This is a genomic window from Pseudomonas sp. AC229 (assembly GCF_979254655.1).
In genome coordinates, this window is the sequence record NZ_CEEDHK010000002.1 from 325,444 (window position 1) to 348,442 (window position 22,999).

16 protein-coding genes are annotated in these 22,999 nt (G+C 59.6%); 1 reads left to right on the plus strand and 15 read right to left on the minus strand.

What is annotated here, in order from left to right; all coding sequences use genetic code 11:
• Window positions 1-25 precede the first annotated feature (25 nt).
• The 15 genes from tssA to tssB form a co-directional block, all read right to left on the minus strand.
• The gene (gene tssA / locus AC0IW7_RS04120) at window positions 26-1,591 is read right to left on the minus strand and encodes a type VI secretion system protein TssA (protein ID WP_471815926.1); all 1,566 of its coding nucleotides are present in this window, start codon (window positions 1,589-1,591) and stop codon (window positions 26-28) included.
• Window positions 1,588-4,938, minus strand: coding sequence for an ImcF-related family protein (locus AC0IW7_RS04125; protein WP_471815928.1), 3,351 nt, complete (start codon window positions 4,936-4,938; stop codon window positions 1,588-1,590). Before AC0IW7_RS04125 ends, tssA begins: the two co-directional genes overlap by 4 nt.
• On the minus strand, window positions 4,925-5,974 hold the full coding sequence (locus AC0IW7_RS04130; RefSeq protein WP_471815930.1) for a hypothetical protein: 1,050 nt from the start codon (window positions 5,972-5,974) through the stop codon (window positions 4,925-4,927). Before AC0IW7_RS04130 ends, AC0IW7_RS04125 begins: the two co-directional genes overlap by 14 nt.
• Window positions 5,975-6,173: 199 nt before the next feature.
• Window positions 6,174-6,713 (minus strand): DUF3304 domain-containing protein, encoded by a 540-nt coding sequence (locus tag AC0IW7_RS04135; protein WP_471815932.1) that lies wholly within the window; start codon window positions 6,711-6,713, stop codon window positions 6,174-6,176.
• Entirely contained in the window at window positions 6,700-8,964 is a 2,265-nt protein-coding gene (locus tag AC0IW7_RS04140) for a T6SS phospholipase effector Tle1-like catalytic domain-containing protein (RefSeq protein WP_471815933.1), read from the minus strand. Before AC0IW7_RS04140 ends, AC0IW7_RS04135 begins: the two co-directional genes overlap by 14 nt.
• Window positions 8,952-9,494 carry a DUF3304 domain-containing protein gene (locus tag AC0IW7_RS04145; protein WP_471815935.1) on the minus strand — a complete coding sequence of 181 codons (543 nt, stop codon included), beginning with the start codon at window positions 9,492-9,494 and terminating at the stop codon, window positions 8,952-8,954. The genes AC0IW7_RS04140 and AC0IW7_RS04145 overlap by 13 nt, the downstream gene beginning before the upstream one ends.
• Before the next feature lie 115 nt (window positions 9,495-9,609).
• Window positions 9,610-10,152 carry a DUF3304 domain-containing protein gene (locus AC0IW7_RS04150; RefSeq protein ID WP_471815936.1) on the minus strand — a complete coding sequence of 181 codons (543 nt, stop codon included), beginning with the start codon at window positions 10,150-10,152 and terminating at the stop codon, window positions 9,610-9,612.
• Complete coding sequence (locus AC0IW7_RS04155) at window positions 10,149-10,919, minus strand: DUF4123 domain-containing protein (protein WP_471815938.1); 771 nt, start codon at window positions 10,917-10,919, stop codon at window positions 10,149-10,151. Before AC0IW7_RS04155 ends, AC0IW7_RS04150 begins: the two co-directional genes overlap by 4 nt.
• A complete protein-coding gene (locus AC0IW7_RS04160) occupies window positions 10,916-13,315 on the minus strand; it encodes a type VI secretion system Vgr family protein (protein ID WP_471815940.1) in 2,400 nt (799 codons plus the stop codon). The genes AC0IW7_RS04155 and AC0IW7_RS04160 overlap by 4 nt, the downstream gene beginning before the upstream one ends.
• A 53-nt stretch (window positions 13,316-13,368) precedes the next feature.
• Window positions 13,369-13,860 (minus strand): Hcp family type VI secretion system effector, encoded by a 492-nt coding sequence (locus AC0IW7_RS04165; protein ID WP_471815942.1) that lies wholly within the window; start codon window positions 13,858-13,860, stop codon window positions 13,369-13,371.
• Window positions 13,826-15,589, minus strand: coding sequence for an OmpA family protein (locus AC0IW7_RS04170; protein WP_471815944.1), 1,764 nt, complete (start codon window positions 15,587-15,589; stop codon window positions 13,826-13,828). Before AC0IW7_RS04170 ends, AC0IW7_RS04165 begins: the two co-directional genes overlap by 35 nt.
• On the minus strand, window positions 15,586-16,260 hold the full coding sequence (tssL, locus tag AC0IW7_RS04175; RefSeq protein WP_471815946.1) for a type VI secretion system protein TssL, short form: 675 nt from the start codon (window positions 16,258-16,260) through the stop codon (window positions 15,586-15,588). Before tssL ends, AC0IW7_RS04170 begins: the two co-directional genes overlap by 4 nt.
• Window positions 16,257-17,612 carry a type VI secretion system baseplate subunit TssK gene (tssK, locus tag AC0IW7_RS04180; RefSeq protein ID WP_471815948.1) on the minus strand — a complete coding sequence of 452 codons (1,356 nt, stop codon included), beginning with the start codon at window positions 17,610-17,612 and terminating at the stop codon, window positions 16,257-16,259. The genes tssL and tssK overlap by 4 nt, the downstream gene beginning before the upstream one ends.
• A gap of 23 nt (window positions 17,613-17,635) precedes the next feature.
• Window positions 17,636-19,174 (minus strand): type VI secretion system contractile sheath large subunit, encoded by a 1,539-nt coding sequence (gene tssC, locus AC0IW7_RS04185; protein WP_471815950.1) that lies wholly within the window; start codon window positions 19,172-19,174, stop codon window positions 17,636-17,638.
• A gap of 25 nt (window positions 19,175-19,199) precedes the next feature.
• Window positions 19,200-19,694 (minus strand): type VI secretion system contractile sheath small subunit, encoded by a 495-nt coding sequence (gene tssB, locus AC0IW7_RS04190; RefSeq protein ID WP_471815952.1) that lies wholly within the window; start codon window positions 19,692-19,694, stop codon window positions 19,200-19,202.
• A 402-nt stretch (window positions 19,695-20,096) separates the two neighbouring features.
• Between tssB and AC0IW7_RS04195 the strand changes: the two genes are divergently transcribed.
• On the plus strand, window positions 20,097-22,964 hold the full coding sequence (locus tag AC0IW7_RS04195) for a bifunctional diguanylate cyclase/phosphodiesterase (RefSeq protein ID WP_471815954.1): 2,868 nt from the start codon (window positions 20,097-20,099) through the stop codon (window positions 22,962-22,964).
• Window positions 22,965-22,999 lie beyond the last annotated feature (35 nt).

A 22,999-nucleotide genomic window follows, 5' to 3' on the forward strand; every position in this document is an offset into this window, starting at 1 on the left:
TTCGCTCGCGGGTCCCCCAGAAAAATCAGCCACACAACACCGCCGCGCGCAGTGGATCGATGGCTACCAGCGAGGCCAGCAGCGCGTCCATCCGCGAGCGTTGCGCCGCCTTGTCGGCTGTGGCTTGAGCGCCCCGTCCGCGGAGCAATTTGAGCAGCCGCACCTTGACCTCGAATGCCAACTCGGGCTCCCACTCCACCAAGGCAAGTGCCTGGGCTCGGCGATCCAGCTCATCCAACAAATGAATGGCTAATTCACTCTTGCCGCATTGCTCGGTGATTCGTGCCATCAGCAAACGCAGAAGCCAGCGCTGGCGACCGCTCTGTATGCCAGGGCGCGCCGCCAGCCACGCAAGTGCGGCGTCCACCCCGTCGCTGTCGGCTTGCGCCAGTGCCTCGTTTTCCAACTCCAGAGTGTCGTCTGTAACTGCCGCTACAGGTGTTGCTGGCGACAGCCATTGCCCTGGTGCCTGGCGTACATGCTGAGTGATCCAGGCGCTGGTGGTGGCATCGGCGAAGGGAGACCCATCGCTCCAGCACAACATTTCCAAGCCCGGTACGCGGTCAAGAAAAAGCGCCAGATCGCTTCGCACAACGTCGACCCACGCGTCCTGCGGCGCCGGCTGTTTGCCGAGCGCCTGGTGCACGTACCACTGCAGGTCGAGCCAGAAATGGTTAACGCCCTCGGCGTACACCCGCTCGGTCAGTTCCAGCAGTTCGCTCCAGCTTTGCTGCACGTACAGCCGGCGCAGCTGTGCGCGGTAATCGGCGCGCGGCGGTGCCAGGCGGGTATGCCCGGCAGCCCCCAGGGGCGGCGCCTGCTGCACCGTGTCCCAGCGCAGGCTTTTCATCAGCCGGTGGGCAGCCAGCCAGCCAGATGGCTGCGCGCGCAGGTAACCCGCCAGCATGCGGCCATGCTCAAGCAGATCGCGGCCGGATTGAATGGCAGTCGCCGGCACGCTGCGCTCATCAGCGGCGCTGTGCTGCGGCACCAGCGCATCAACGCCACCCGCCTGCGACAGGCGTTGCGCCAGCGCGGCATACAAGCCATCCAGACACGGACGCTGCTCGGGCGGCCAACTGCCAAGGCTTTGCTCCAGCCAGACCAGGGCTGCGACCGTGCGCTGCGCATCGGGCTTGGCCACTTCCGGATACAACGACAGACTCGCCAACACCTTCGCTCCGGCCAGCCACTCCACTGCCAACTTTTGCCCGCTGGGCCTTGCCGGCAACAATTGATTTGCGAACCGATCCACCAGAGCGGCCAGCAGGTTCAGACCGTCGGCCAAACCCGCCTCGCCGTCTTGATGCAAACGAGCCCAGACGTAATATGTGGCCACGCGCAAATCCTTGCAGCAGGTGGTGAGCAGCGATTGGGCCAGGCTCGCCACGCGCGCTGCATTGGCGCCCGACAGCTTGTCCACCTCCTCGCGCATCTGCTGATAGTCATCGTGGTAGCCAGGGTCTGTGCCGGCCGGCGGGTTGTGCTCCAACGGCAGCAACCAGGGCGCCCATTGCGCGGCCTGTTGCCGTGCCATCGACAGCCCATCCACTTGCTGCAAGCAGTTGTCCACAAGGGTCTGCAGCGTCATAGGCGCTCCTGCACGTCATCAGCGACCGCGCGCGTTGGAAGAAAAATATCCGTGGGCAGACGGAACCCGCGCAGACGCAACAACGCCAAAGGCCCGGCATGTAACTCGGTGCGCAGGTGCCAGGTCAGCATCGGGCCATCAGGGGTTTCAAGTTGCAGGCGGTAGCGGCTTTCGCTGTCATCCAGTGCAGTGGCTTGGGCAAGTTCAAGCAGGCGGATCAGGCCCCATGGCCCCTGAAAATCACCAAACAAGCGCTCGCCGCCGTGGGTACTTGTCCACGTCACACTCGCGCCGGGATATTCGCCGCTGCCCGGCCATGTGAAGCGATGCCAGCTTTCCTTCTGGTTGAAGTAATGCAGTCGCTGGCCGTCGAGAATGAACAGGGTTTGCGCGACGTCCTGCACCGGTTTGGCCAACAGTTCAAAACTCAGCCCCATGCCACCGTCGGTGAACAACACGTCGGCCAATTCGCTGAGTTGCTCAACCGCATCGAGAAACGCCGGATTGAAAGACAGGCCCTGGCTATGGCGCGGATCGACCACCCAGCGCGTGCCCTCCTTGCGCAGGACGCCGGCCAACTGCTGCTGCAAAAATTGCTCGATGCGCCCGGAGTCGGCACGAATCATCTGCCCCAGCATTGGCAACGATGCGGTGTTGGTGGTGGCGGCGAAGGGATAACGTCCGGTGAATGACTTATCCCACAGGTCGACAATCGTCCGCTGCCACTGCCGATTGAGCGCACTGGCTGAAGGCTCCAGCACCTGTTGCCACGCCTGTTCCAAGGGCTGCACAAACAACGTCTGGCCGATGCCCGCCCACTCAGCGCCGAGGCTGGCAGCCAGAAGGTTGCCGTAGCCACGCGTATCGGTGAGGTCTACACCTTTGCCTTGAAACACGGTTTGCGCCAAGGCTTGCGTCATGTGCTGCGGATCTTGGGCGGCGCTGATCTGTTGCAACGTCAGCCGCACCCGCGTTACCCGATTCAGGAATGCGTGAATGCTCAACGACTGCCCGGCCTCGGGCTCATCCTGGTTGCCCAGCAGTTTCAGCAGCGGACCAAACGTCGCATGCAGCGGGCCATCGGCACCGGGCAGGTGTTGATTGATGGCCGCCACCGGTGTGTTCGCCAGAAGCTTTTGCGCCGAGTCGATCAGCGTATCGGTCAATGCCGACGTCCGCCCACCCGCCTCTCCCTGGAAGGCCAATGCATTGAGCAGCGCAATCAAGGGCGACTGGCGCACATCACTCATCAACGTCAGTTGATCAATCACGTCCGCCAGGCTGCTCGCGCGTTGCCACTGCAGGCTATTGAGAAACCTCAGCCAGGCGCCGCTGTAGTCCTGAAAGTAACGTGCGGTGAGACGCTGTCTGAGCTGCTGCGGCGTCAGCTCGGGCATCAGTTCGGCGGGTGATTCGCTCAACACCCAATCCACTTTTTCGCGGCGCGCCTCAGCGGCCTGTTCAATCGCCTGACGCACCTGGCCCTCCCAGGCCTGGCGGGTAAACTCCCCCGGCACCGTCACTGCACTTGCAAACAACGGCTGGGCATCCGCCTCGCTGGTCAGTTGCTCCACCCCCAGGGCTGGATAGTTATTGGCCGCCTCATCCAGCACCTGCTGATACAGATTGGACTCCGCGTTGCGCTGCCCCAATTGGCCCAACAACACCTGACGCACCTGCGCGATCAGGCGCCGGTCAGGCTGGATGCGCCAGTGCGGGTACGCCGCCAATTGCGTCGCATAAAAGCTGAGCAAACTGGCCGACAATCCTTGCCAACGGTCCGGCTTTACGTCGTGGTGCTCTGGTATTTCAAGCGCCAACGTGGCGGCAAGAAAGTCAGCTTCGCTGCGCTCCGGACGCGCCATCATCAAGTACGCTTTGAGCTGGTCGTAAGCTTGAGCCGCACGGGCTGATCGCTCCGGACTCTGCGGCGCCAAAGCCAGCAGCGCCGTCATCTGCCGATGCAGGCTGGCCGCCAGCGGATCGCGCAGCAGGCGGTTATTGGCTTCGACATAACGCGGCCAGAACGCTGCGAGCAAATCGGCGTTCCGGCTCAAGCCCCAGCGCTGCTGCCACGGCACGCCATCGGCCGAGCGCTGGCGCAAGCGTGCCAACTCCCGCACCATTTCGTGCAGCGCAAGCAGTTGCTCATCCCCTCCTTGCGCCTGCTGCATCATCGTCAAGGTGTGCTGTGCCTGAGCGACCATCAGCCGGTTGCTGACAAACGACAGCAGCAACCCAACGCTCCACACGCAGGCCACTGACATTAGCGACGCATACAACACCCGTGGCGCGTTCCAGCCCAGCCGGCGCCCGCGTGCCCGATCACCCAGCACGCCCGCCCAGGCTGGCGAAAAAGCCCAGGAACGCTGATGGCTGGTCGGTGCACGCCCATGCGCTAGCGGGCTGAACCAGATTCCACGCAGCGCCACTGCCGGATTGCGGCGCTCAAACAACGGCACCAACGCCTGAGCCCAGCGCGTGACGCCTTCGGCTTGTAAATCGCGCGCAAGGCGCCAGAGAAAATCGTCTGACGGCAGGTTTTGCATCTGCGCCAAACCAAGCCGTCGCAACGGCGGCAGCACCTCACGCAAACAGGCCTGAAACTGCACAGCATCTGCTCGCACGGGAAGCACGCGCCCCACCGTTTGTTGTGGACGTTGCGCCTGCTCCCACTCGGTAGCACTGAGCTGCCACAGATGCAGCGGCGCTTGCCAACGCAGCGTTCGCATCACGCGCTGTAAAAGGCGCGTGCCGGTTGCGACAAAATCGGCCGTGTCACGCTGACCTTCGCTTAGTACCCAAATAAACCCATCCACAGGCCGCCAGGCCCGCAATGCGCGCCAGCGTTCCAAGCGTTCCGGCTCGACCGGACTTTGCGATGAACCGATCCACAGCAGCAGCGTGTTCTGATCAGGCAGCCACAGCTTTTCAGCCAGGCCTGGCACCAGCGACTCGACCTGCTCAGGCTCGCCGAGCACCCACAACAGACGCACGCGCCGACGCCAAAAGAAGCCGAATTGCTCGCGCATGGCGGAGGCGATTTCCTCGCCAGGCCCATCGACCGGAAGCGGGCTCTGCCGGCGCCACCACACCGTTTGCATGGCGGCGCTCCAGTGCCCGATGTGACCGTGGATGATCAGCCATGCCACGACGGCGAAAAAGGCCAGTCCCGCCGCAACCAGTGCCAAGGTCGGAATCGCACGCTGCCAATCGATTTCATCCGCCGGGGCTGCGGAGTAAAGCCACCAAAGCAGCGCCGTCAGTGCCACCACCAGCACGGCGGCCAGCACCAGCAACGCAACCGGTTGCCACCTGAAAGAACGTGACGACTCAGACTGGTTCATCGGGCTTCACCACGCCAAGCGCGACGCTGTGCGTCGGGTCACTGGCCAGCCATGAACACGGCACGTCATTGCACTGCGTATACCAACAGGCCAGCGTCAACGCGACCATCGCTTCCATATCGCCGAGCGCGCCGAAGTTGGCATCCTGTAAATGCTTGGGAAGGTCCCAGTCGGGGGCCTGCTCGTCGTGCAATTGCGGTTGGCTGAATGTGATGCAGGCTTGGGCTGGGTGTTGCAGTTCTGCCTGCTCCAGGGCACGCCTGCTCACATCGACTAACCGTTCGGCGCCGAGGGTCAGCCATTCGCCTCGCTGCAGGCGCGGACCCCCGCTCGGGCCCAGCAGCCAAAGCAATGCCGCTTCGCCAGCGTTAGGGATGACGTCCAGCGATACACACGCGACGCAGAGAATGCGCGACTGCTGCGGGGCGTTTTGCAGGGCATCGATAGCGTCGTTCAGACTCTCGATCCCCCGCCACTGCTGCGGCTCGTCGGGCAGTCGCACCTGCGGCGCGAGCTCCGCGATCTGCGCGCAAAACGCCCGCCAGACTGAGGGCGCCCCTAACCAGTAACAGTGCATTAAATCACCGACCTCCGGCGCCGGGTTTTGCTCTTGCCAGCGCATGACCAGCAACCGAGCAAGCTGCATCTCGCGTTCGGCGCGCTGAACGCCGCGCACCAACGGCGACCGAATCGGTGCCGGCGCGCGCACCGCGTTGTGGGGCGGTAAATAAGTGAACGTAAAAAGCGCCGCCGCCGTTTCGACAGCGCTGCAGGCCGGGCTGACCAGCACCGATTCGATCATCGACACCTGCTCACGGTGCTCCCGCCACCAGCGCCGCTGCACCTGCTCAGCGAACTGCGTATAGCGCTCGGCATTGGCTCGATTGGCATGGTGGTAAATCATCCGCAGCAACAGAGCCAACAGCCAGGACGCCAGCACAACCACAACACCATCCGCCGCCTGACGTGGCTCAACAAACGGCCCAACCTGCACGGCCGCCACACTGGCGAGGCAAAGCAATACGGCGCCGGCCATAGACCAGCGCCCATAGGCTGGACGGGCATTCAGTGGATAAGGATTAAAATGCGGCATCGTTTTCAAAGCCCGGCCTGCCTGCTTGTGCCGCAGCTTGAAACTGCACGAACTTGCCGGCTACGAAGCGGCCGAGCATCGTGCAATCCGATTTTTGGAAGCGCTATGAACCCCATGATTTTCTCGCGTGACGGGCAGGTGTTTAACCGGGACATGAGGCAGGCTCCGGCAGGTGAAGCGGCGTTTTAATCGGGTAGTCGGGTTGGCCGTAGCGGTAGCAGGAGGTGGTGACTTGCAACTCGTCGCATGGGAGAAAGTGGACTGTAATGCCGCAGACTTTCGTGTCGGTGTAATCAGGCACCGACACGGTCCTGGTCAATTTGCGATTCTGAGACTCCATTTTTTTAAGCCATGCCTGATATTTGGTCCGGTCTGCAAACCCGGGAAATCCCTTCGATCCGCCTAAGCCCCTCTCCCAATCCACACGCACTGTCATCCCCGGCGACCAGTACTGAGGAGCGAAATACCCTCCACCACCGCCGCCGCCTTGGTACGGGCCAATAATGTCAATCGCCGGATGCCCGTCGACACTGAAGCGATTGATCGCCCAATGGGTGTGGTTAATTCCATAGATGAGGTCCGCCCGAACCTCCCCGCCAAATAGCCCTAATGCGACAAGGCCGAGACTTCGCCAGAGGCTGGGCAAAATGTGCGTTTGGCTAATGTGCCTATGCCGCGTCATGGTCAAACTCCCCATGGGTCAAGGCGCGTTCGGCTAGCCACTTATCGGTGCGCACCCGCTGAATCTCGACCCAGCGTTCACTGATTTCCGCAGGCGGCGCCTGATAGGCCAGCAGTTCGCGCTTCTCCTGCTCGTTGAGCACGATTTCTCGTCTGCTGGCGTCCCCGAAAAACACCATGCGTTCGCGGAAAAAGCTGCCAAACGGCTCGCGTTTCCAGGAGTAAAGAAACCAGGCGCGCGAGTCATGCACATGCTCATCGAACAGAGCACGCAATAGCCCTACCGGGGTTGACGCGTTGCGGTTTTCGTCGACCTTGCCACGGCGGTGGTCGTCGAGGTGGCTGCTGAAACCTTCAGGCGGTGGAAATAGCTCCCTGACTCGCGCTCGACCGGCCGCCTTCAGTTGCAGGCACTCCACCCCAACGTCGACATGGAAATTGTCGAATACATCCGGCCAGCCGATTGCTGAAGGCACGATTCGGTCAATTCGGGAGGCCAGATGATTGAGGTCGCGAAAGGCTTGGCCGAACTCATAAGCCGCCTCGCGCAGCTGGGTTTTCCCCAGATCGGGATCGAAGTCTTTCGGGCCTGGAGGTAAAGGCCTGGGCGCCTGGCCCCGGCGCTCCAATTCCTGTTGCACGACACGCTCGGCATTTACTGCTTGCTGCTTTTTGTCGCGGGTCGTTTTGGCAGCGCTCTGCACAACCGGATCAGCGTGGGTGTCGCTCGCCTGGTTATAGAAGCTGGTGTGCTCCATGCTGAAGAAGGCGTAACGATCGATGCGCCAGGCGGTTAGCCAGCTGAGTTGACTCCTCAAAGCTGATTCAAGGCTGAACGTTGTAACAAGCGGATCAAAAGGCGCGCCTCTTTTTGAGGCTAGGGTCACTGAAACGGATGTCGTATTCGCAATCATCTGGCGCCAGGCATTAAAGCGATCTACAAGCTCCGAAGAAACATCAAATGAGTTAATTGCAGAGGCATCTAAAACCCGCCACATATCACTTTTTAAACGGTGCGGAAGAACATCCTCCGGAACTTTCAAAGGTGCGCCGTACGTGAACGAATCTGCATACAGATCGTTTAAAGCCACCTGAGATAATAAAAAACTGTCGTTTCCAAAAGCTTTTCCCTGATCCCCGGCCGGATAGCCTCCCCCCACATCCGAATGCACCCCGGGGTAAATCACTTCATGACTATTTACCGGATATCCGCCACTGGGACGGCGAATAGAGTCCAAAGGAAAACACAACCGCTGCTCGTGGCCTGCCACCAAGTGCAAGCAGCGTTTAACGAGATTATTTCCTCCGGGCAACTGCTGGTTTTTGTCGGCCCAACTCATATGCCCATCGGCCCCGGGCATCATATCTGCGATGCCTACCGATGCCACCGTATCCAGCAGGCCCAGATACTGAACCCGGACAGGAAGACGCAGGTCGTCCACCTGTAACGCTGGCTGCGTTCGTTCTGTATGGCTAAGCAATTCGTTGAGCCAGGTAACGAACGCTCGTGCCGCTGCAGCGCCGCGTGAAAAGCCGTACACATACAACTTGATACCCACGAGTTTGGGCTTGCCCGCAAAGGGATGAAGCACCGCCGGCCCCAAAAGCGGGACCAACAAGCGAAGCTGACGATCAAACTCCCGAGTCCGACTCCGGCGTGCAGCAATACCCATGGTCGACCCCATTGCTTCGACGGAGGCTTTAAGGCCAGCCCCATCCATACTCGGCAAACCCAGTTCCTGGCGCAGGGCATCGATAATCATCAGAAGGCCCCAGTTGATGCGCTCCTCGCCATGGCGAGCAAACGCCAGTCCAAGAGTCGAATAGTCCAAATCTCCGACCTCCGGAAACGGCGTGCCAACGCCAGGCATGTAGTACTTGTAGTACTGGCCCAACCCTGTACCAGGCGGGTCGAGCAAGCCCTCCATACCAGAGGCTCCACCCGCGTAACCGTGGCCAATCGTCGCGCGAAATAGCCGGGCGATGTTCGTTGGATGGGGAATATCTGAGACAAACAAGTCGTTAAAGAGATTGTTTCCCGTGCCGTCGAAAAAGAGGCTGATGTGCAAGGTTTTGCAACAGGGCGGAGTCACGCGCAGGCCTGATGCTTCCGACAGCGCGCCGTGGTAATCACGCTCGATATCGCCTTGACGATGAATATTCCAAACGACCTGTTCTGGCCGACTGGGCAATCGACCTTGCGCTGGAAATTCCGGCGGATACCACACCGGGGAATGGCCTACTGCGGACATGACGTCGGCTCCGGCAGATGAAGCGGCGTCTTGATCGGGTATTCCGGATTGCCGTAGTGATAGCAGGATGTGCTGACTTGTAATTCATCGCACGGAAGAAAATGCACGGTTATGCCGCAGGTTTTCTCACCGGTGTAATCCGGTACGGCGACCAATTTGGTGAGCGTGCGTTTCTTTTCATCAACCATTTTTTCCCACGCTAAATATTTGGGCCAATCCCCAATGCCGGGATAACCTTCGCTGCTTCCCAAGCCAGTCTCCCAATCTACCCGCACCGTCATTCCAGCCCGCCATCGTGCGGGGACCGAATACCCCCACCCGCCCCCGCCCCCTTGGTAGGGCCCGATAATGTCAATTGCGGATCGGCCATCAACGCTAAAACGATCAATCGCCCAATGCGTGTGGTTAATGCCATTGATGCTTCCTGCCCATCCGGTTTCGGCCAGCAAAGCCAGCGTTAGCGCCGCGCAAAAAATGGCGAACAAGTTCGTTGAGCGCCAGAGATGCGGGCGCTTTATCAGAGAAGTCATGAGCGGTGTTCCTTGAGCACATAGCGAACGCGAGATCGGCGTTTTGGAAAGATCGAACGCAGGGCGATCTGGCCGCTTGCATAGGCATTTAGAAATACGGTCGCCGACGAGCGTTTCACTGCGGGCATGACGTCGGCTCCGGCAGATGAAGCGGCGTTTTAATGGGGTATTCGGGGTTGCCGTAGTGGTAGCAGGATGTGCTGACTTGTAATTCGTCGCAGGGCAGAAAGTGGATGGTGATGCCGCAGACCTTTTGACCGGTGTAATCGGGTACGGGGACCAGCTTGCTCAACTGACGGTTATGGGCCTCCATTTTTTCCACCCAAGCTTCATATATTGGCCAATCGGCGAACCCAGGAAATCCCTTAGACCCCCCTATGCCCCTTTCCCAATCCACACGCACTGTCATGCCCGGCGACCAATGCTGAGGAGCGAAATACCCTCCACCACCGCCGCCCCCTTGGTATGGGCTAATACCGTCAATCGCTGGATGGCCGTCGACACTGAAGCGATTGATGGCCCAATGGGTGTGGTTAATTCCATGAATAAGGTCCGCCCAGCTGGTTTCGGTAACAACAGCCAGGGTTAGTCCACAGGAAAAAACCACGGCTAAACGCCGAACTCCGACGTGCAAAGAGCGCCCAATCACCACGGTCATACGCCACCTTCCTTGTGCAAAAAATCGAGCGAAAACGCATCCCGCTGCATAGGCGAGATCAAGCCGACGCGTGTGGCTTCCAGCATGGCGGCGTAGCAGTTTTGAAACCGGCGTTCGAGGCTGCAATCAGCTGGAAACGCAGCCAACGGATCCTGTGTAAGCGCAACGGCGTCGCTGGCGCAGGCGAGTGTTTCCAGTTGCGCGTCGGTTAGTTCGGCTATGTCGAGTTCGTCGCTGTACATGGGCGGCTCATCGAGCCCTTCCATTTGCTGGTGCGCACCATCGCGGTCGAGCCAATACCAGCTCACGGCTGGGCTAAGCAGCGGTTGCTGTTGAGCAGGCGTTAGCACTTGGCTGAAGAGCAGCGGGAAGAGGCGTGGGTCGTAGAACCGGAGGATGCCCGTCTGCCCGCCGTTGCACGCTTCCAGGCAGCGACTGAGGTACGAGCCAAGCGCTTGCAGACCCCACCTCGATACCAGAGCGACCATGCAGGTGCGCGGATCACGCTCAGCCATCAGCGCGCCGAGCCACAGTCGAACCAGGGGCGCATCGCGGTCCACTTGAATGAGCAGCGGCGCCAAATGAACCGCGTCTTCCTCAGGCAATCCCGTAAACAATGAATGGCAGGAAACGATGCTGAAAACGCCTGGCACCAGGGGCGCTTCGTCGATGGCCTGGTCGATGATCAGGTACAACGAGGCGTTAGGTTGCGCGGCGCAGCACTGCTGTAGATCGTCGAGCCATGCCGCCAGCGATTCAGGCGTCATGGTTGCTGCCCCCGTGTCAGGAAACCAACGGAAGCGGCCGCCGCCTTGCGTATACAGTCTTCGCACACGAAGGTCGGCAATACGGGCAGCGGGAACGCCTGGGCGTCTGGCGTATGGAAATGATGCTGGCCTTTCAACGTCAGCTTGCCGGTGCTGTACAGCTCAACCTCGCCCTGTGCCGTGATGCGAATAAAGCCGCCGCCGCAGCCAAGGGTAATGCCGTTTTTGGCGGTAAGTTGCATGTGACCTTGCGTGGTCTGCACGGTGAGATCGTGCTTGGCAATGATGTCGAGCACGCCATTGTGGGACGCCATCGTCAGGGGCCCATCACCGGAGACCAGGCGCATTCCTTGCTGTTGGGCAACCAGCGAAATCGCCTGCCCGGCGTGCACGCTCAGGCGCTGCGCTGCGGCCAAATTGATCTCATCCTGGCTTTGCAGATACAAGGCGCCGCCGCTTTTCAGCAGCAGGCTGGCCGGCGTGACGGCGCTTATTCCTTGTGGAGCACTGAGTACGATGGCTGGGCCTTTGAGGCCTTTAGCGTTGGCGTGCAATTGCTGCAGGTCATTGAGCGAGGGTTGCAAGCAGTTATGCGCGGCGGCCACTTTCTGGCAATGCAGCAGTTGCTGTTCAGCACCTTCCAGCATCGCTGTGGCTGCCTGCATGGCGAGCACCTGGCCGCCGGCAACGCGCTGCTCGTCCGTGCTGATAAACAAACCCTTCCCCGCCCGAATCGCGCCCCAGCCGTCGGTGCGCAATTCAAACCCTTCGCCGCGTTTGTGCCGGTCGCTATCGACAAGGTGGCCGAGGTTGAGTTGGCTTTTGCCGCTGTGCTCGGTGCTGAGCTTTATGTGCTCCTCACCCCGACTGTCGTCGAGCCGCAGTTTGTTGTTGGCAGGGGTGCGCAGCACGTTGCGCTTGTGGTTGCGCAGGGTGACGTGGTCGGCGTGCTCGCTGTCGTGCAGTGCATAGGCGATGTAGGGACGGTCGGGATCGCCTTGCTCGAAGGCAACCGCCACCTCGGTGCCGGCCAGCAACGGCAGATGCAGGCCGTGGGCAGCACCGGCATAGGGACGCGCAAGGCGCAGCCACAAACTTTCACCGCCGGCCGGCCACGTGCCGCGATCAAACAGGAAGCTGACTTTGTAGCGGCCATCTAGGTTGATATGGCTATAGGCATCATTGCTTTTGCGGCTGGTGATGCGGGCCGGCACCGTGCCCGCGATTTGCGGCTTTTGTGCAAGCGCCGGGCGGAAGCAGTACTGCTGCGAAAAAGGGATCGCGTTGAATTCCGCCGTCAGGCTGCAATCACGCGCGGCTGTGGTGATGAGTTCGGTAAGCACGGCCCCTGTGGAAAACGCCTGAGGCGCCCCATCACCGACTTTAAGCACTTGCCCTGGCGCCAAGCTGGCGCTGCTGCTGATACCGCTGAGCTTCGTTTGAAGATTCAGAAAGCGCTCATGCCTGAGCCGGGCGAAAAAGTGGCCACTCTCGCTGTCGCGGTTGTCCCGTTCGGCTAACGCTTCACCCATCGCACGATACGGTTCGCCAAATCGATAAGCGTCGCCGTAGGTGTTTTTAACGCTCGGATCGCCAGAGAATGCTCCGTCCAAGTCAGCGTTAGCATTGAGGGCGTTATAGCTGCGCAGGCTGACCTGGCGCTCCACCACAGCGTGCTCGGACTGCAACCGCCAAACTCCGTCCTGCCCACTGCTGGCGGTTCCCGATGGCGGCCGGTAGGGCAGTTCTATGCCAAATTGATAGGCGCGCTGATCATCGTGAAATTCGACCACTTCAATGCCCAGGCGGTCGTCGCTGGCGAAGCGGTACCAAATGCCCACCTCTGCCAGCAGCCTGGCGATAAACGCCAGGTCGCTTTCCCCGTATTGCATCACCTGGTCGCGCTTGGGGTAGTCACGGTGCAAGGCGAAATACAGGTCCTGGCCGCGAAAGCCATGGTGGTCACGCAGGACGCTCTCGACGATTTCCGGCACGGACTGCTGTTGAAATAGGCGGTACTGTTGGCCGCGCGCCAACAGGGCGAGCCGTGGTTCCAAAATCACTTCGTAAATGGCCTGGTCATCGGACCCGGCCAAACGCTTGAAGCCGGTGATTACCCCATACACGCTGCGTAGCGGCTTGACGGATTCGGCATCGCCCATCGGTAACAGCTGACGGTTCGGCGGTGCGTGCAGGCTAAAGCTGCCTTCCTGCCCAAGCATTTTCTGCGCAGCGATGTCCTGTTCCGTAGAAGTGAATTCGATGCGATAGACGAAAGGCTTGCTCAGCGCCTCCTCACCTCGAAATGCCAATACGTCAACCGGAATATCGACACTGCGAACCGTGAGCCGGTGGCGGCTGTGGTCGAAAAACGGAACAGGGGAATTACTGGCCATGCACATCCCTCAAGCAAGCGAAGCCAGCGGCTGAACAAGCCGCTGCCGAGTGTTCAAGCGCTCTGACGCTCGCTCCAGGAGTCGGAGTGAATGATGTTGCCGTCCTTGTAGGTCCAGGTGATTTTTTCGTAGCGCAGTTCGATCACTTCCAGGTGGTTGTGTTTCTCCTTCGAGGGTTCTTTTACGTCGTGCATTTTTGCCGCCACCTTCACCACCTTGACGTTCTCAAGCTTGGTGTTGAAGTACTCTACTTCCTGGCCGGCGTCGTCGATTCGGTACCATTTGAACTCGGCGCTTCTAAGGGTTTGTCCGGTGGTGACGGCCTTAAGCAGGTAAGGACTCGATGCGTCGATTTCTTTCTGGAAAACAAACGGGGTATGAACCCGCGCGCCGGTCAGTTTCCCGGTGTTGTTGTCGGTGGGAATGAACACGCTGTGGTCCTGGGCAAGCACCTCGATGCTGCCTTCGCGTTTCTGTACATCCACTGAGCCCTTGATGGCAGCGCCGCCGTCATCCTGCAGCCACAAATAAACTGGAATAGCCATGTGAAAAAACTCCTTTTGGGGGGATAAAAGCCGCTGATAACGGCGGTTTCGACTCGGCCTGTACCGCAGGCAAACAGGCGGCAGGCTCAGGCACCAAACGGATGTCGACACGGCGATTGGCCGCGCGCCCGAATTCGGTGTCGTTACTGGAAATGGGTTGATTGGCGCCCAGGCCCTGGATGGCGAAGCAATTAGCCGGGATGCTGGTCATTTGCTGAATCCAGTCACGCACGGCGCTGGCTCGGGCCAATGAGAGCTGCTGGTTGCGTTCGGCCTGGCCTGCCGCATCGGTATGGCCAGAGATCAAAATCAGCCAGCCCGGCCGGGCCTTGATGGTGCTGATGGCCTTGATCAGCACAGTGGTGGAGTCAGGCTTCAAGGTGGCGCTGCCCACGGCGAACAACGACAGGCTGTCGAGTTGCAACGCGTCCTCGACCGTCGCGCCCGGCGACGCCGAACGAATAGAAGCGAGGGCATCTCGCACGGGTATTCGCAGCCGTTCACCCCGATAAAAACCGAGGCCGAGCGCCAGAGGTTCACCTTGGCGGTAGTAGGTATCCAGCACCGCTGCGTGCACGTGCAGCGCTGCCAGCGCGTCATCGTGTCTCGGGCTTATGGGGTCATGCACGCGAGCAACCTGGAAGCGACTGAGGTCGTCGCTGACCCGTCGCGCCAGTAGCGTGTTCTGCCAGGCGGAACTGATCAATGCGATTGCGCCAGTCGCAGCAAACAGCCATGACGCAACGGCAATCGTTCGATGCAGAGGGGCTTGGTGCGGTCGAACCGACAACAGGGCCAATAGCGGATCAGGAAATGCCAGGCGCGTTACGGTATCGCCAACCGCCGGCGTGCATTCGCGTAGGCCGGTGTGCTGACCAAGCCATTGCTGCCATAAGTTATCGGGCACGCCGAACGCTGTTTGCGGTAGAAGCAGCAAACCGCAGGCCTGGGCTGTGCAGGGCGAGTCATAGGAATCGGCCTCGCTTAGTGGCGCGATTACATGCTCGGCAATCCAGGCCATGCCAGCGTTCCATTGCACGACAGCACGCGCACGGCTCGCCTCGACCAGCAATGTGGGCGCGTTGCGCTGCCAGGCAGCGAGGCGCAGCCGACTCCCCTGCTCCATGATCCATGGCTGCCCACCGCGAGGCTGCCAACCGAGCCAGGGAAGGTCGCTCTGCCCGGCGGGTAGGTAGCTGGCGATCAGCAGAGGCAACGTCACGCCGCGCCGGCGAGCGCGGGAAAGATCATGCCGCAGCGCTTTCAGATCGGTGACCAACCCGGACCCTGTTGTGCGCTCACTCGGGTTGACCACGAGGATGACGCAGAGCTGGTTGGCCCACTCAGGTCGCTGCGCCAACACGGCATTCACCACGTCCGGCAAACGGCTCGTTCGAGGCACCGCGAGATAACAACCCACATCGCTGTGGTGCAGCGCCAACGCGTCGTCGCCGACCATATTGAACAACGACTTCGCACCGTCACCACAAACCAGTGCGATGGGATGTCGGTAGGAGGAAGGGGGCAAGGCCGCACCTGCGGGCAAAATCAGGGTTTCGCTCTGCGCTGCGACCTGCCGTCCCGCCCACGCGCAGCCCAGCGCAATGATGAAGGCGACGGCGATACCCAACGGCACCACGTCCCAGCCGTTGATGGGCAAGATGGCGATCAAGGCCCAGGCTAGCGCGCCAACCCACAACCATAGCGCGCGTATCAAGGTGAGCGTCATTGGCCCACCTGGCTATACATCAGGGCATCGATCGCGCTGGCCAGAACGTGATCCAGGCCCAACCACAGCACCAGCAGCAAGACCCCCGCACTCGCAACGTGAAACCACGGTGATTGCAACCAGCGTATCGCTGGCCGCGAATGCTCGAGCGCAACGGCGTCGGTGCGCGCCAGGGCGTTATCCAACGGCGTCACCCATGCGCTTAGTGCGGCAACCATCTGCTCTCGCGCCGGGTCTTGCAGGTCGCCATACCGCCCTTTAAAGCCCAGCAGCAAAACACGATGGAAGACGGTAAGAACCAACAGGTCCGGAGATGCTTCGCTTAGTACCTCACGAATGTTTTCGTAGAGCTTTTCGCCGGCCTGATGCTCCTGAAAAAACTTCGCTTGCAGCGGCTCGCTTTCCCAAGGGAGGCGGCATTCCCCTACGGTGCGATTGAGCGCGGTTTCATCCAGCAGCGCACATTGCGCGTGGGTGATCAGGTCAATGCTGCGCTGAGCGACCTTGGCCTCTTCAAGCGCACTGCGGACACGTTCGACCTGCTGAATGCAGTCGTCTCTGAGGCGCTGGTTTTCATTCGCCCGGGCACCATGGAGCAGTTGCACCGTCAGCAAATAGCTGTCTTGAAGAAGTTCGTCGGTATCGACGGTTCGGCGCTGCGCGGGGTTCATGAGCGCAACACCGCGAAGAGTTCGAGCTTGGCGTCCAGCAACGTCGCGGGCACATAGAACGCGCAGACGCCCGCGCCGAGCACGGCTTGGCCTTTCTCATGCTGCATGTCCAAGGCGAAGTACTGGTTCTCTAAACGCAATGGAATGGCCGCCGGCACATGGCTAAGCGGGCGAAGCGGCACGCCGTCAAGGGCCGCATTAACCAGGCGATCAACATCTTCCGGGGTGCCCGCTTTGCACAGGCGAGGGAATTGGTCGCGCAATTGCGCTGCCGGCAAGCGGCTGCGTACTGAAAGATAGAAATCAGCTCCGCCGTGCTCGCGCAGACGCGCGTCCAGCAGGTCGACTTGCCAGCGGTTGGCGCCGCTTTCTTCAAGCGCAAGGACCACGACGCGCGAGGGCAAGCTGGCTTCCAGCAAAGAAGAAAGCATGCGAATCAGCGGGGGAAAAACGGCCTGCAAATTGTCATGCCGGTAGGCGGGAATTTCGTTGATGTCGTGCTCAAGCGAAAAGGTCAGAAGCCCGCCCGCAAGCTTGACCAGCTCCCGATATACAAGCTCTGGCGGACGCTGGGGATGGGCTTTGATATCGGCGAGGATCGGTTGGTAGCTGTTCAAGGCGTTTAGAAGCCAGAACAGCGATACGTCCGCGACAGCGAAATCGGCCATGCGCTGATTGCTTTCCCGGCGCATGGCCATCAAGCGCTGCCGTTTCGTTGACAGCTGCGTCAACAGATTGTCCAGCTGCTCCATCAGCCCCACATGCGCGCAAAACCCGAGCAGAGGCGGCACATAGTCTGGGTCGATAGCCCAAACGCCTAGGTCATTACGGAACAGCCGTACGAGGGGACAAACCAGATATTCGCTGTTGTCGTCGGTTTCCAGCCGCAGGCTGACTTCATGTTCCAGCACACCCATCGACACGGCCTCATCGCCGAAGTGGTCGTGCACCTCGCGCCAAACCTGGCGATAACGGGTAGGTCGCTCACAGCGCGCGCCGTCAAACACGCAGTTGTTGCCGTTGCCGTGCTCCAAAGGCAACGCCAGCAGCACGGTCACACGCTGGCAGTCGCTGGCAACCAAGTCAGAAAGTGCGAGCGCCGGCGGAAGAGGATCTGCCCGTTGGGTGTCGATTGGCGTGCCATCAGGCATACGCAGGCAAAGCCCAACGGCTTTGATTTTTCCAAGTCGTAGCGCTTCATGATCGAAACTCACGGCTGTCACGCCCCAGGGGTGAACCAACGCCAGCTGAGCCACGCACGCGTTGTTCCACGCCTCCAGACGCGCTTGCTGCTGGAACTGCTGGGCCGAGAGCAACACGCCATTGGCCCAGAGAGGACGATCGATTCTCACCGCGGATTCCCGAGCGCCACGGTTTAAGCCTTGGCCTTGGGCATTTGCGACACCAGCGACAAGTTGATATCCATCCCTTCCACCTGGAAGTGCGGAACCGCATACAACTTCACGCGGAAAAAGCCGGGGTTGTCTTCGATGTCTTCAACCGTGACCTTGGCATCGCGCAGCGGATGGGAAGCTTGAAGATCGTCGCCGGGGTCGGTCATTTCGGTCACCAGACCGCCTACCCATTTATTCAGCTCCAGCTCCAGCAACCGTCGGTCCTTGGTGGCACCGATGTTCTCGCGCTGAATCAGTTTTAGATAATGGGCGATGCGCGAGAGCAGGAAGATGTAGGGCAAGCGTGCGTTTATGCGGCTGTTGGCCGACGCGTCCGCCGTGTCGTAAAGCGTGGGTTTTTGCGCGGAATTGGCAGAGAAAAAACAGGCGTAATCGCGATTCTTGTAATACGACAGCGGGATAAAGCCGAGATTGGCGAATTCGAATTCGCGGGTTTCCGGAATCATCACTTCTGACGGAATTTTTGCTTGGCTACCGACACCCAGGTCATACAGGTGTATGGGCAGATCAGTCACCGCGCCACCAGACTGCGGGCCACGAATCTGCACGCACCATCCGTTTTTGATAAAGCTCTTCACCATGTTGGTGGCGAAAGCGAACGAGGCGTTGGTCCACAGGTATTTATTGTGATCGGGCCCTTTGACGTGTTCGACGTAATTGAAATTACGCACCGGCACGGTGTCGGGCCCGTAAGGCAAGCGACCTAATACGCGTGGCAAGGTCAGGCCGATATAACGGGCATCGTCGCTTTCGCGGAAAGACTTCCATTTGATGTATTCAGCGCGGTCAAAGTAGTTGCCGATATCCTTGATGGCGGCGACTTCTTCCATCGAATTTTTCCCAAAAAAGGCTGGACCCACCGCCCCCACGAAAGGCATATGGGCCGCAGCCGAAACTTTGGAAATATTGCGCAGCAGGGCGATGTCTTGCGGGCTGCGATCGAACTCGTAGTCGGAAACAACCGCCGCTATCGGCTCACCGCCGGGCGTGTCGTATTCCTGAATGTAGCTATGCAGATAAAGGCCGCTTTGGGCGATTTCCGGTGCGTCTTCGAAGTCCTGAACCAAATGCTCTTTGCTGATATCCAGCAACTCGATACGCACGTTCTGACGAAAATCGGTTTGATCGACCAAGGACTTCACGCCCCGCCACGCCGATTCCACGCGCTGGAATTCTGGATGATGCAGGACAGCATCGAGCTGACGGCTGATTTTCTGATCAAGGGCGGCGATGTGTTCATCAAGTAATGTTCTATCGAGCCGCTCGACCTTTTGCGCAGCCTGTTCAAGCAAACGCATAAAGACATCGACCGCCGCCGTTACCCGTTCGTCGACGGAGACTTCGGACAACACATCATTATTCTGATACGGCTCCAATGCTCCCAGGGACGAAACGGTGCTGAGATTGATCTTGCCGAATAAGTCGGCATATACGCTTCTATTTTCTGAGGACAGTACTTCAGGCCCCAGCGCAGAGGCGGGTGTATTTTCACGTGACATTAGTTATTTCCTGCAAACTGACTAGTTAGTGAGCATCACTGCTTAATGCGGATAACTCTAACCGCAGTTCACCGCTCAACTGTTCGCTTTTAAGAATTTGTTCTAGCTCGTAGCGGAATGTCGCGTTATCCAGCAAGTTGGACTTCAAGTCGCGTAGCAGATTTCGCATAGCCAGCAACGCACGCAACTGCGGAATCTGCCGCGCCACCTGTTCAGGCTCAAAGTCTTTCATTTTCTGAAATAGGAGCTGAACACTGGCTTCTTCGCCGCCAGATGACAGCGTATCGGCCACGGCAATGTTCAACTTGGGGCAATACTCGCCTAAAACCTGGTCGAAATTGTTTTTGTCGACATTGACTTTGCTTCGCTGCGAAAGCGCGCGCTGCTCTCTTCCATTGCTGAAATCGCCGAGCACCATCAATTTCAACGGCAGCTCAACATTTTTACTTGCGCCGCCAGTATGGAGATCAAGCCTTATATTAACCCTGGCTTTGGGGACTTCATCCTGAAAACTACTCATCATAGGAATTCGCTGTGCCGTTCACGCGCTTAATGAAACAGTTCATCAATGCAACCGCACTCAATGGACTCGTTTAAAAAACTTTGCCCACTTTTAAAAGTAATTGCTATACGAAAACATCAGGAAAGAAGGAACCTACTTAAAGAAGCGAAAAAAGCCAGTAAGCGTCCGCCCAACCACAAAACAACATATGAACGACAGGCCACGAATTAAAAAATAACAAACCTCATAACTACCGGAGTTGTTCTAATTTTCTCTACACACATTCACTTTAAACTTCCACACGCGTAGCAGAGTTTCCCAACCATAAAGATCCGTCTGACATTAATTAAACCGCTCTCTTGCCAGCGCCCGGGTATAAGCCCGAAGATGAGGCCGATAAGCATCAGGCCTGGAGCGCCAATGAATTCGTCCACCCTGCCCCACGGCTCGCCACACGCGGCGGCCTTTGCCAGCGCCATCACCGCGCTGCTCGCCTCCGCCGCGAAATGGCCACACACACATGCCTGGGCCTGGTATCGGGTTAACGATCATTTGCACCTCAGCGGCCAGGGCGAACCGGGCGCTGACTGGCCGGCAAGCCTTTCGCCGGATCAACTCGATGAGTTCTGTGAGCGTCGCCAATTGCAGCGCTGGGCCACCGGCAGCGGCGAAAGCGTGCTGGGCTGGCTGCTCGCGCCGCAACAGTGCGGAACTGACGATGCCGGCGCTCTCGCGGAGCTGGCCCAGCAGCTCGCGCTGCAAACCCAGGGCATCACCCTGGCGCGTGCACAACTGACCCAGCGCGTGCTGTATGAAATTACCTATCTGGCCACCTCTACACGCGAACGCTCCGAATTTCTGATGGGCGTGCACAAGCAACTGGCGAGTCTGATCGACGCGGAGAATTTTTACCTGGCGCTGTACGACAGCGACACACGCAAGATCACCTACCCGTACTACGTCGACATCATCGACACCGAGGCCCTGGAGTCCGAGACCTACGAGTACTTGAAGCCGGACCATCTGTCCTTGACCGGCACAGTGCTCACGAGTGGCCAACCGCTGCTAATCGACGCGGCGGGTATCTACGCTGCCGAAGCCGAAGGGCGTTTTTTTTGCGTCGGGCACAAGCCGGAATTCTGGATGGGCGCGCCGCTGAAGAACGCCTCTGACGAAGTCTTCGGCATGCTCGCCATGCAGGTGTACGAAAAGTCCCGGGTCTACAACTCGGAAGACCGCGCACTGTTTCTCGTCGTGGTGCGTCATGTGGCCATGGCGCTGGATCGCATTCTTCACCGTGCTGACCTTGAAGAAACCGTTTCGCGGCGAACGCTGCAGCTGTCGGAGCTCAATCACACGCTACGCCAGGAAGTGGCCGACCGCGAAAGAGCCGAACATCTTCAGAGCGCGCTGTTTCAGATCACCGAATTGTCCAGTCAGCCTGGGGAAATGGTCGATCTGTTCCGCGGCCTGCATAGCATCGTTGGCGAGCTGCTGTTCGCCCTTAACTTCTATATTGCGCAGTTCGACAGGCAGACCAACGAAGTCAGCTTTCCGTATTTCGTCGATGAACAACGCAGCGATCCGCCACCGTCGCGTCGCGGCCAGCGCGGCCTGACCGAGTATGTGATTCGACAACGGCGCCCATGCCTGATCGACTACGACGAAGCCTCGCGGCTGATGGACATCGGCGAGATCGAGCGCAGCAAAGAACCAGTGCGCTCGCAGTCCTGGCTGGGCATCCCGCTGTTTGCCGACAACGAAGTACGCGGCGTGCTGGTGGTGCAAAGTTACGAACCCAATGTGCGCTATACCCTGCGCGATCAGGAATTGCTGACCTTTGTATCGCGGCACATCGACACCGCGTTCTCCCGTCGCAACGCCGCCGAAGCGGTGCAGGCTGCCAACCTGCAACTGGAAGAACGCGTGCAAAGCCGAACTCGGGAACTCGACTTCGCCAACGCCAAGCTGCAACACGAAAACACCCATGACTCGCTGACCGGCCTGCCCAACCGCAGCCACTTGCAGCACCGGTTGAACCTCGCCTGGAATGACTTTCGCGACCACGGCAAACAGCTGGTGGTGATGTTTATCGACCTCGACCGTTTCAAGCTGATCAACGACAGCCTCGGCCACCACTTCGGCGACCTGCTGCTCACCGAAGCCGCCTCCCGCCTGCGCGCCTGCCTGCGTGGCAGCGACCTGCTGGCGCGATTGGGCGGGGACGAGTTTGCCGTACTCGCTCCGGGCGCCCCGCTCGACGTCGCCATCGGCATTGCCGACCGCATCCTCACGGAATTCGACCTGCCGTTCGCCATCGACGGCCACACGCTTTTCTCCTCGTGCAGCATCGGCATCGTCAGCGCCGACCAGCAATTCCATCAGGAACCGGCAGACCTGCTGCGCGACGCCGACACGGCCATGTATCGGGTTAAAAATGCCGGTCGCGACAGCTTCGCCGTGTTCAATCAGGAACTGCGCCGCGAAGTGTCCGACCAAATGGAGCGCGAAGGCGCACTACGAAATGCACTAAAACGCAGCGATGAACTGGTGCCGTACTTCCAGCCCATCGTCAACGTTCGTACAGGTGAGTTGGTATCGCTGGAAGCATTGATTCGCTGGCATCAGCCCGACGGCACCGTCATCGCACCCGGTTATTTCCTGCCCGCGCTTGAAGGCCTGCGCCTGATCGGCCGGCTGGACTTGTACATGCTCAACTGCGTGGCCGAAATTCTCGCCCAGCCGCAGCACGCCAACTGGCCGACCGTGCACGTCAACTGCTCCAGCTACAGCATCACCCGCGCCGAATTTGCCGAAGAAGTGCTGAGCCTGCTGGCCCGCCACAACATCGCCCCGGCGCGCATCTGCCTGGAACTCACCGAAGGCGCCCTGGTGGCCGAGCCGGCGCAAGCGCGACTGACCATGCAGCAGTTATCCGAACAAGGCATGAGCGTGGTGCTCGACGACTTCGGCTCCGGTTTTTCGTCCCTGAGCTACGTGCATCAGTACCAATTCAGCGGCTTGAAAATCGACAAATCTTTCATCTTCGAACTCACCACCAGCTCACGCAGCCGCGCGATTGTGCGCGCCATCGTGCGCATGGCCGAGTCGTTGGGGTTATCGGTGGTGGCGGAAGGGGTAGAAGACGAAGCGACATTGCAGCTGTTGCGCGAGATCGGCGCAGGCCAGGCGCAAGGCTATTTCTTCGCCAAACCCTTGGCCCTGGAACAGCTCACGCAAAACCCGCTCATGCAACCAGGAAGCGTCGCCGCAAGCGACACTCACTAACTCTGTAAGCGCTTGATCATGCGTGCAAATTTACG

Excerpts from the sequence above, each read along its gene's own strand:
- tssC (WP_471815950.1), bottom strand. The coding sequence starts at position 19,174 with ATGTCACGTGAAAATACACCCGCCTCTGCGCTGGGGCCTGAAGTACTG.
- AC0IW7_RS04170 (WP_471815944.1), bottom strand. The coding sequence starts at position 15,589 with ATGACGCTCACCTTGATACGCGCGCTATGGTTGTGGGTTGGCGCGCTA.
- AC0IW7_RS04160 (WP_471815940.1), bottom strand. The coding sequence starts at position 13,315 with ATGGCCAGTAATTCCCCTGTTCCGTTTTTCGACCACAGCCGCCACCGG.
- tssB (WP_471815952.1), bottom strand. The coding sequence starts at position 19,694 with ATGAGTAGTTTTCAGGATGAAGTCCCCAAAGCCAGGGTTAATATAAGG.
- AC0IW7_RS04155 (WP_471815938.1), bottom strand. The coding sequence starts at position 10,919 with ATGACGCCTGAATCGCTGGCGGCATGGCTCGACGATCTACAGCAGTGC.
- AC0IW7_RS04135 (WP_471815932.1), bottom strand. The coding sequence starts at position 6,713 with ATGACGCGGCATAGGCACATTAGCCAAACGCACATTTTGCCCAGCCTC.
- tssL (WP_471815946.1), bottom strand. The coding sequence starts at position 16,260 with ATGAACCCCGCGCAGCGCCGAACCGTCGATACCGACGAACTTCTTCAA.
- AC0IW7_RS04125 (WP_471815928.1), bottom strand. The coding sequence starts at position 4,938 with ATGAACCAGTCTGAGTCGTCACGTTCTTTCAGGTGGCAACCGGTTGCG.
- AC0IW7_RS04150 (WP_471815936.1), bottom strand. The coding sequence starts at position 10,152 with ATGACCGTGGTGATTGGGCGCTCTTTGCACGTCGGAGTTCGGCGTTTA.
- AC0IW7_RS04165 (WP_471815942.1), bottom strand. The coding sequence starts at position 13,860 with ATGGCTATTCCAGTTTATTTGTGGCTGCAGGATGACGGCGGCGCTGCC.
- tssA (WP_471815926.1), bottom strand. The coding sequence starts at position 1,591 with ATGACGCTGCAGACCCTTGTGGACAACTGCTTGCAGCAAGTGGATGGG.
- AC0IW7_RS04145 (WP_471815935.1), bottom strand. The coding sequence starts at position 9,494 with ATGACTTCTCTGATAAAGCGCCCGCATCTCTGGCGCTCAACGAACTTG.
- AC0IW7_RS04195 (WP_471815954.1), top strand. The coding sequence starts at position 20,097 with ATGAATTCGTCCACCCTGCCCCACGGCTCGCCACACGCGGCGGCCTTT.
- AC0IW7_RS04130 (WP_471815930.1), bottom strand. The coding sequence starts at position 5,974 with ATGGCCGGCGCCGTATTGCTTTGCCTCGCCAGTGTGGCGGCCGTGCAG.
- AC0IW7_RS04140 (WP_471815933.1), bottom strand. The coding sequence starts at position 8,964 with ATGTCCGCAGTAGGCCATTCCCCGGTGTGGTATCCGCCGGAATTTCCA.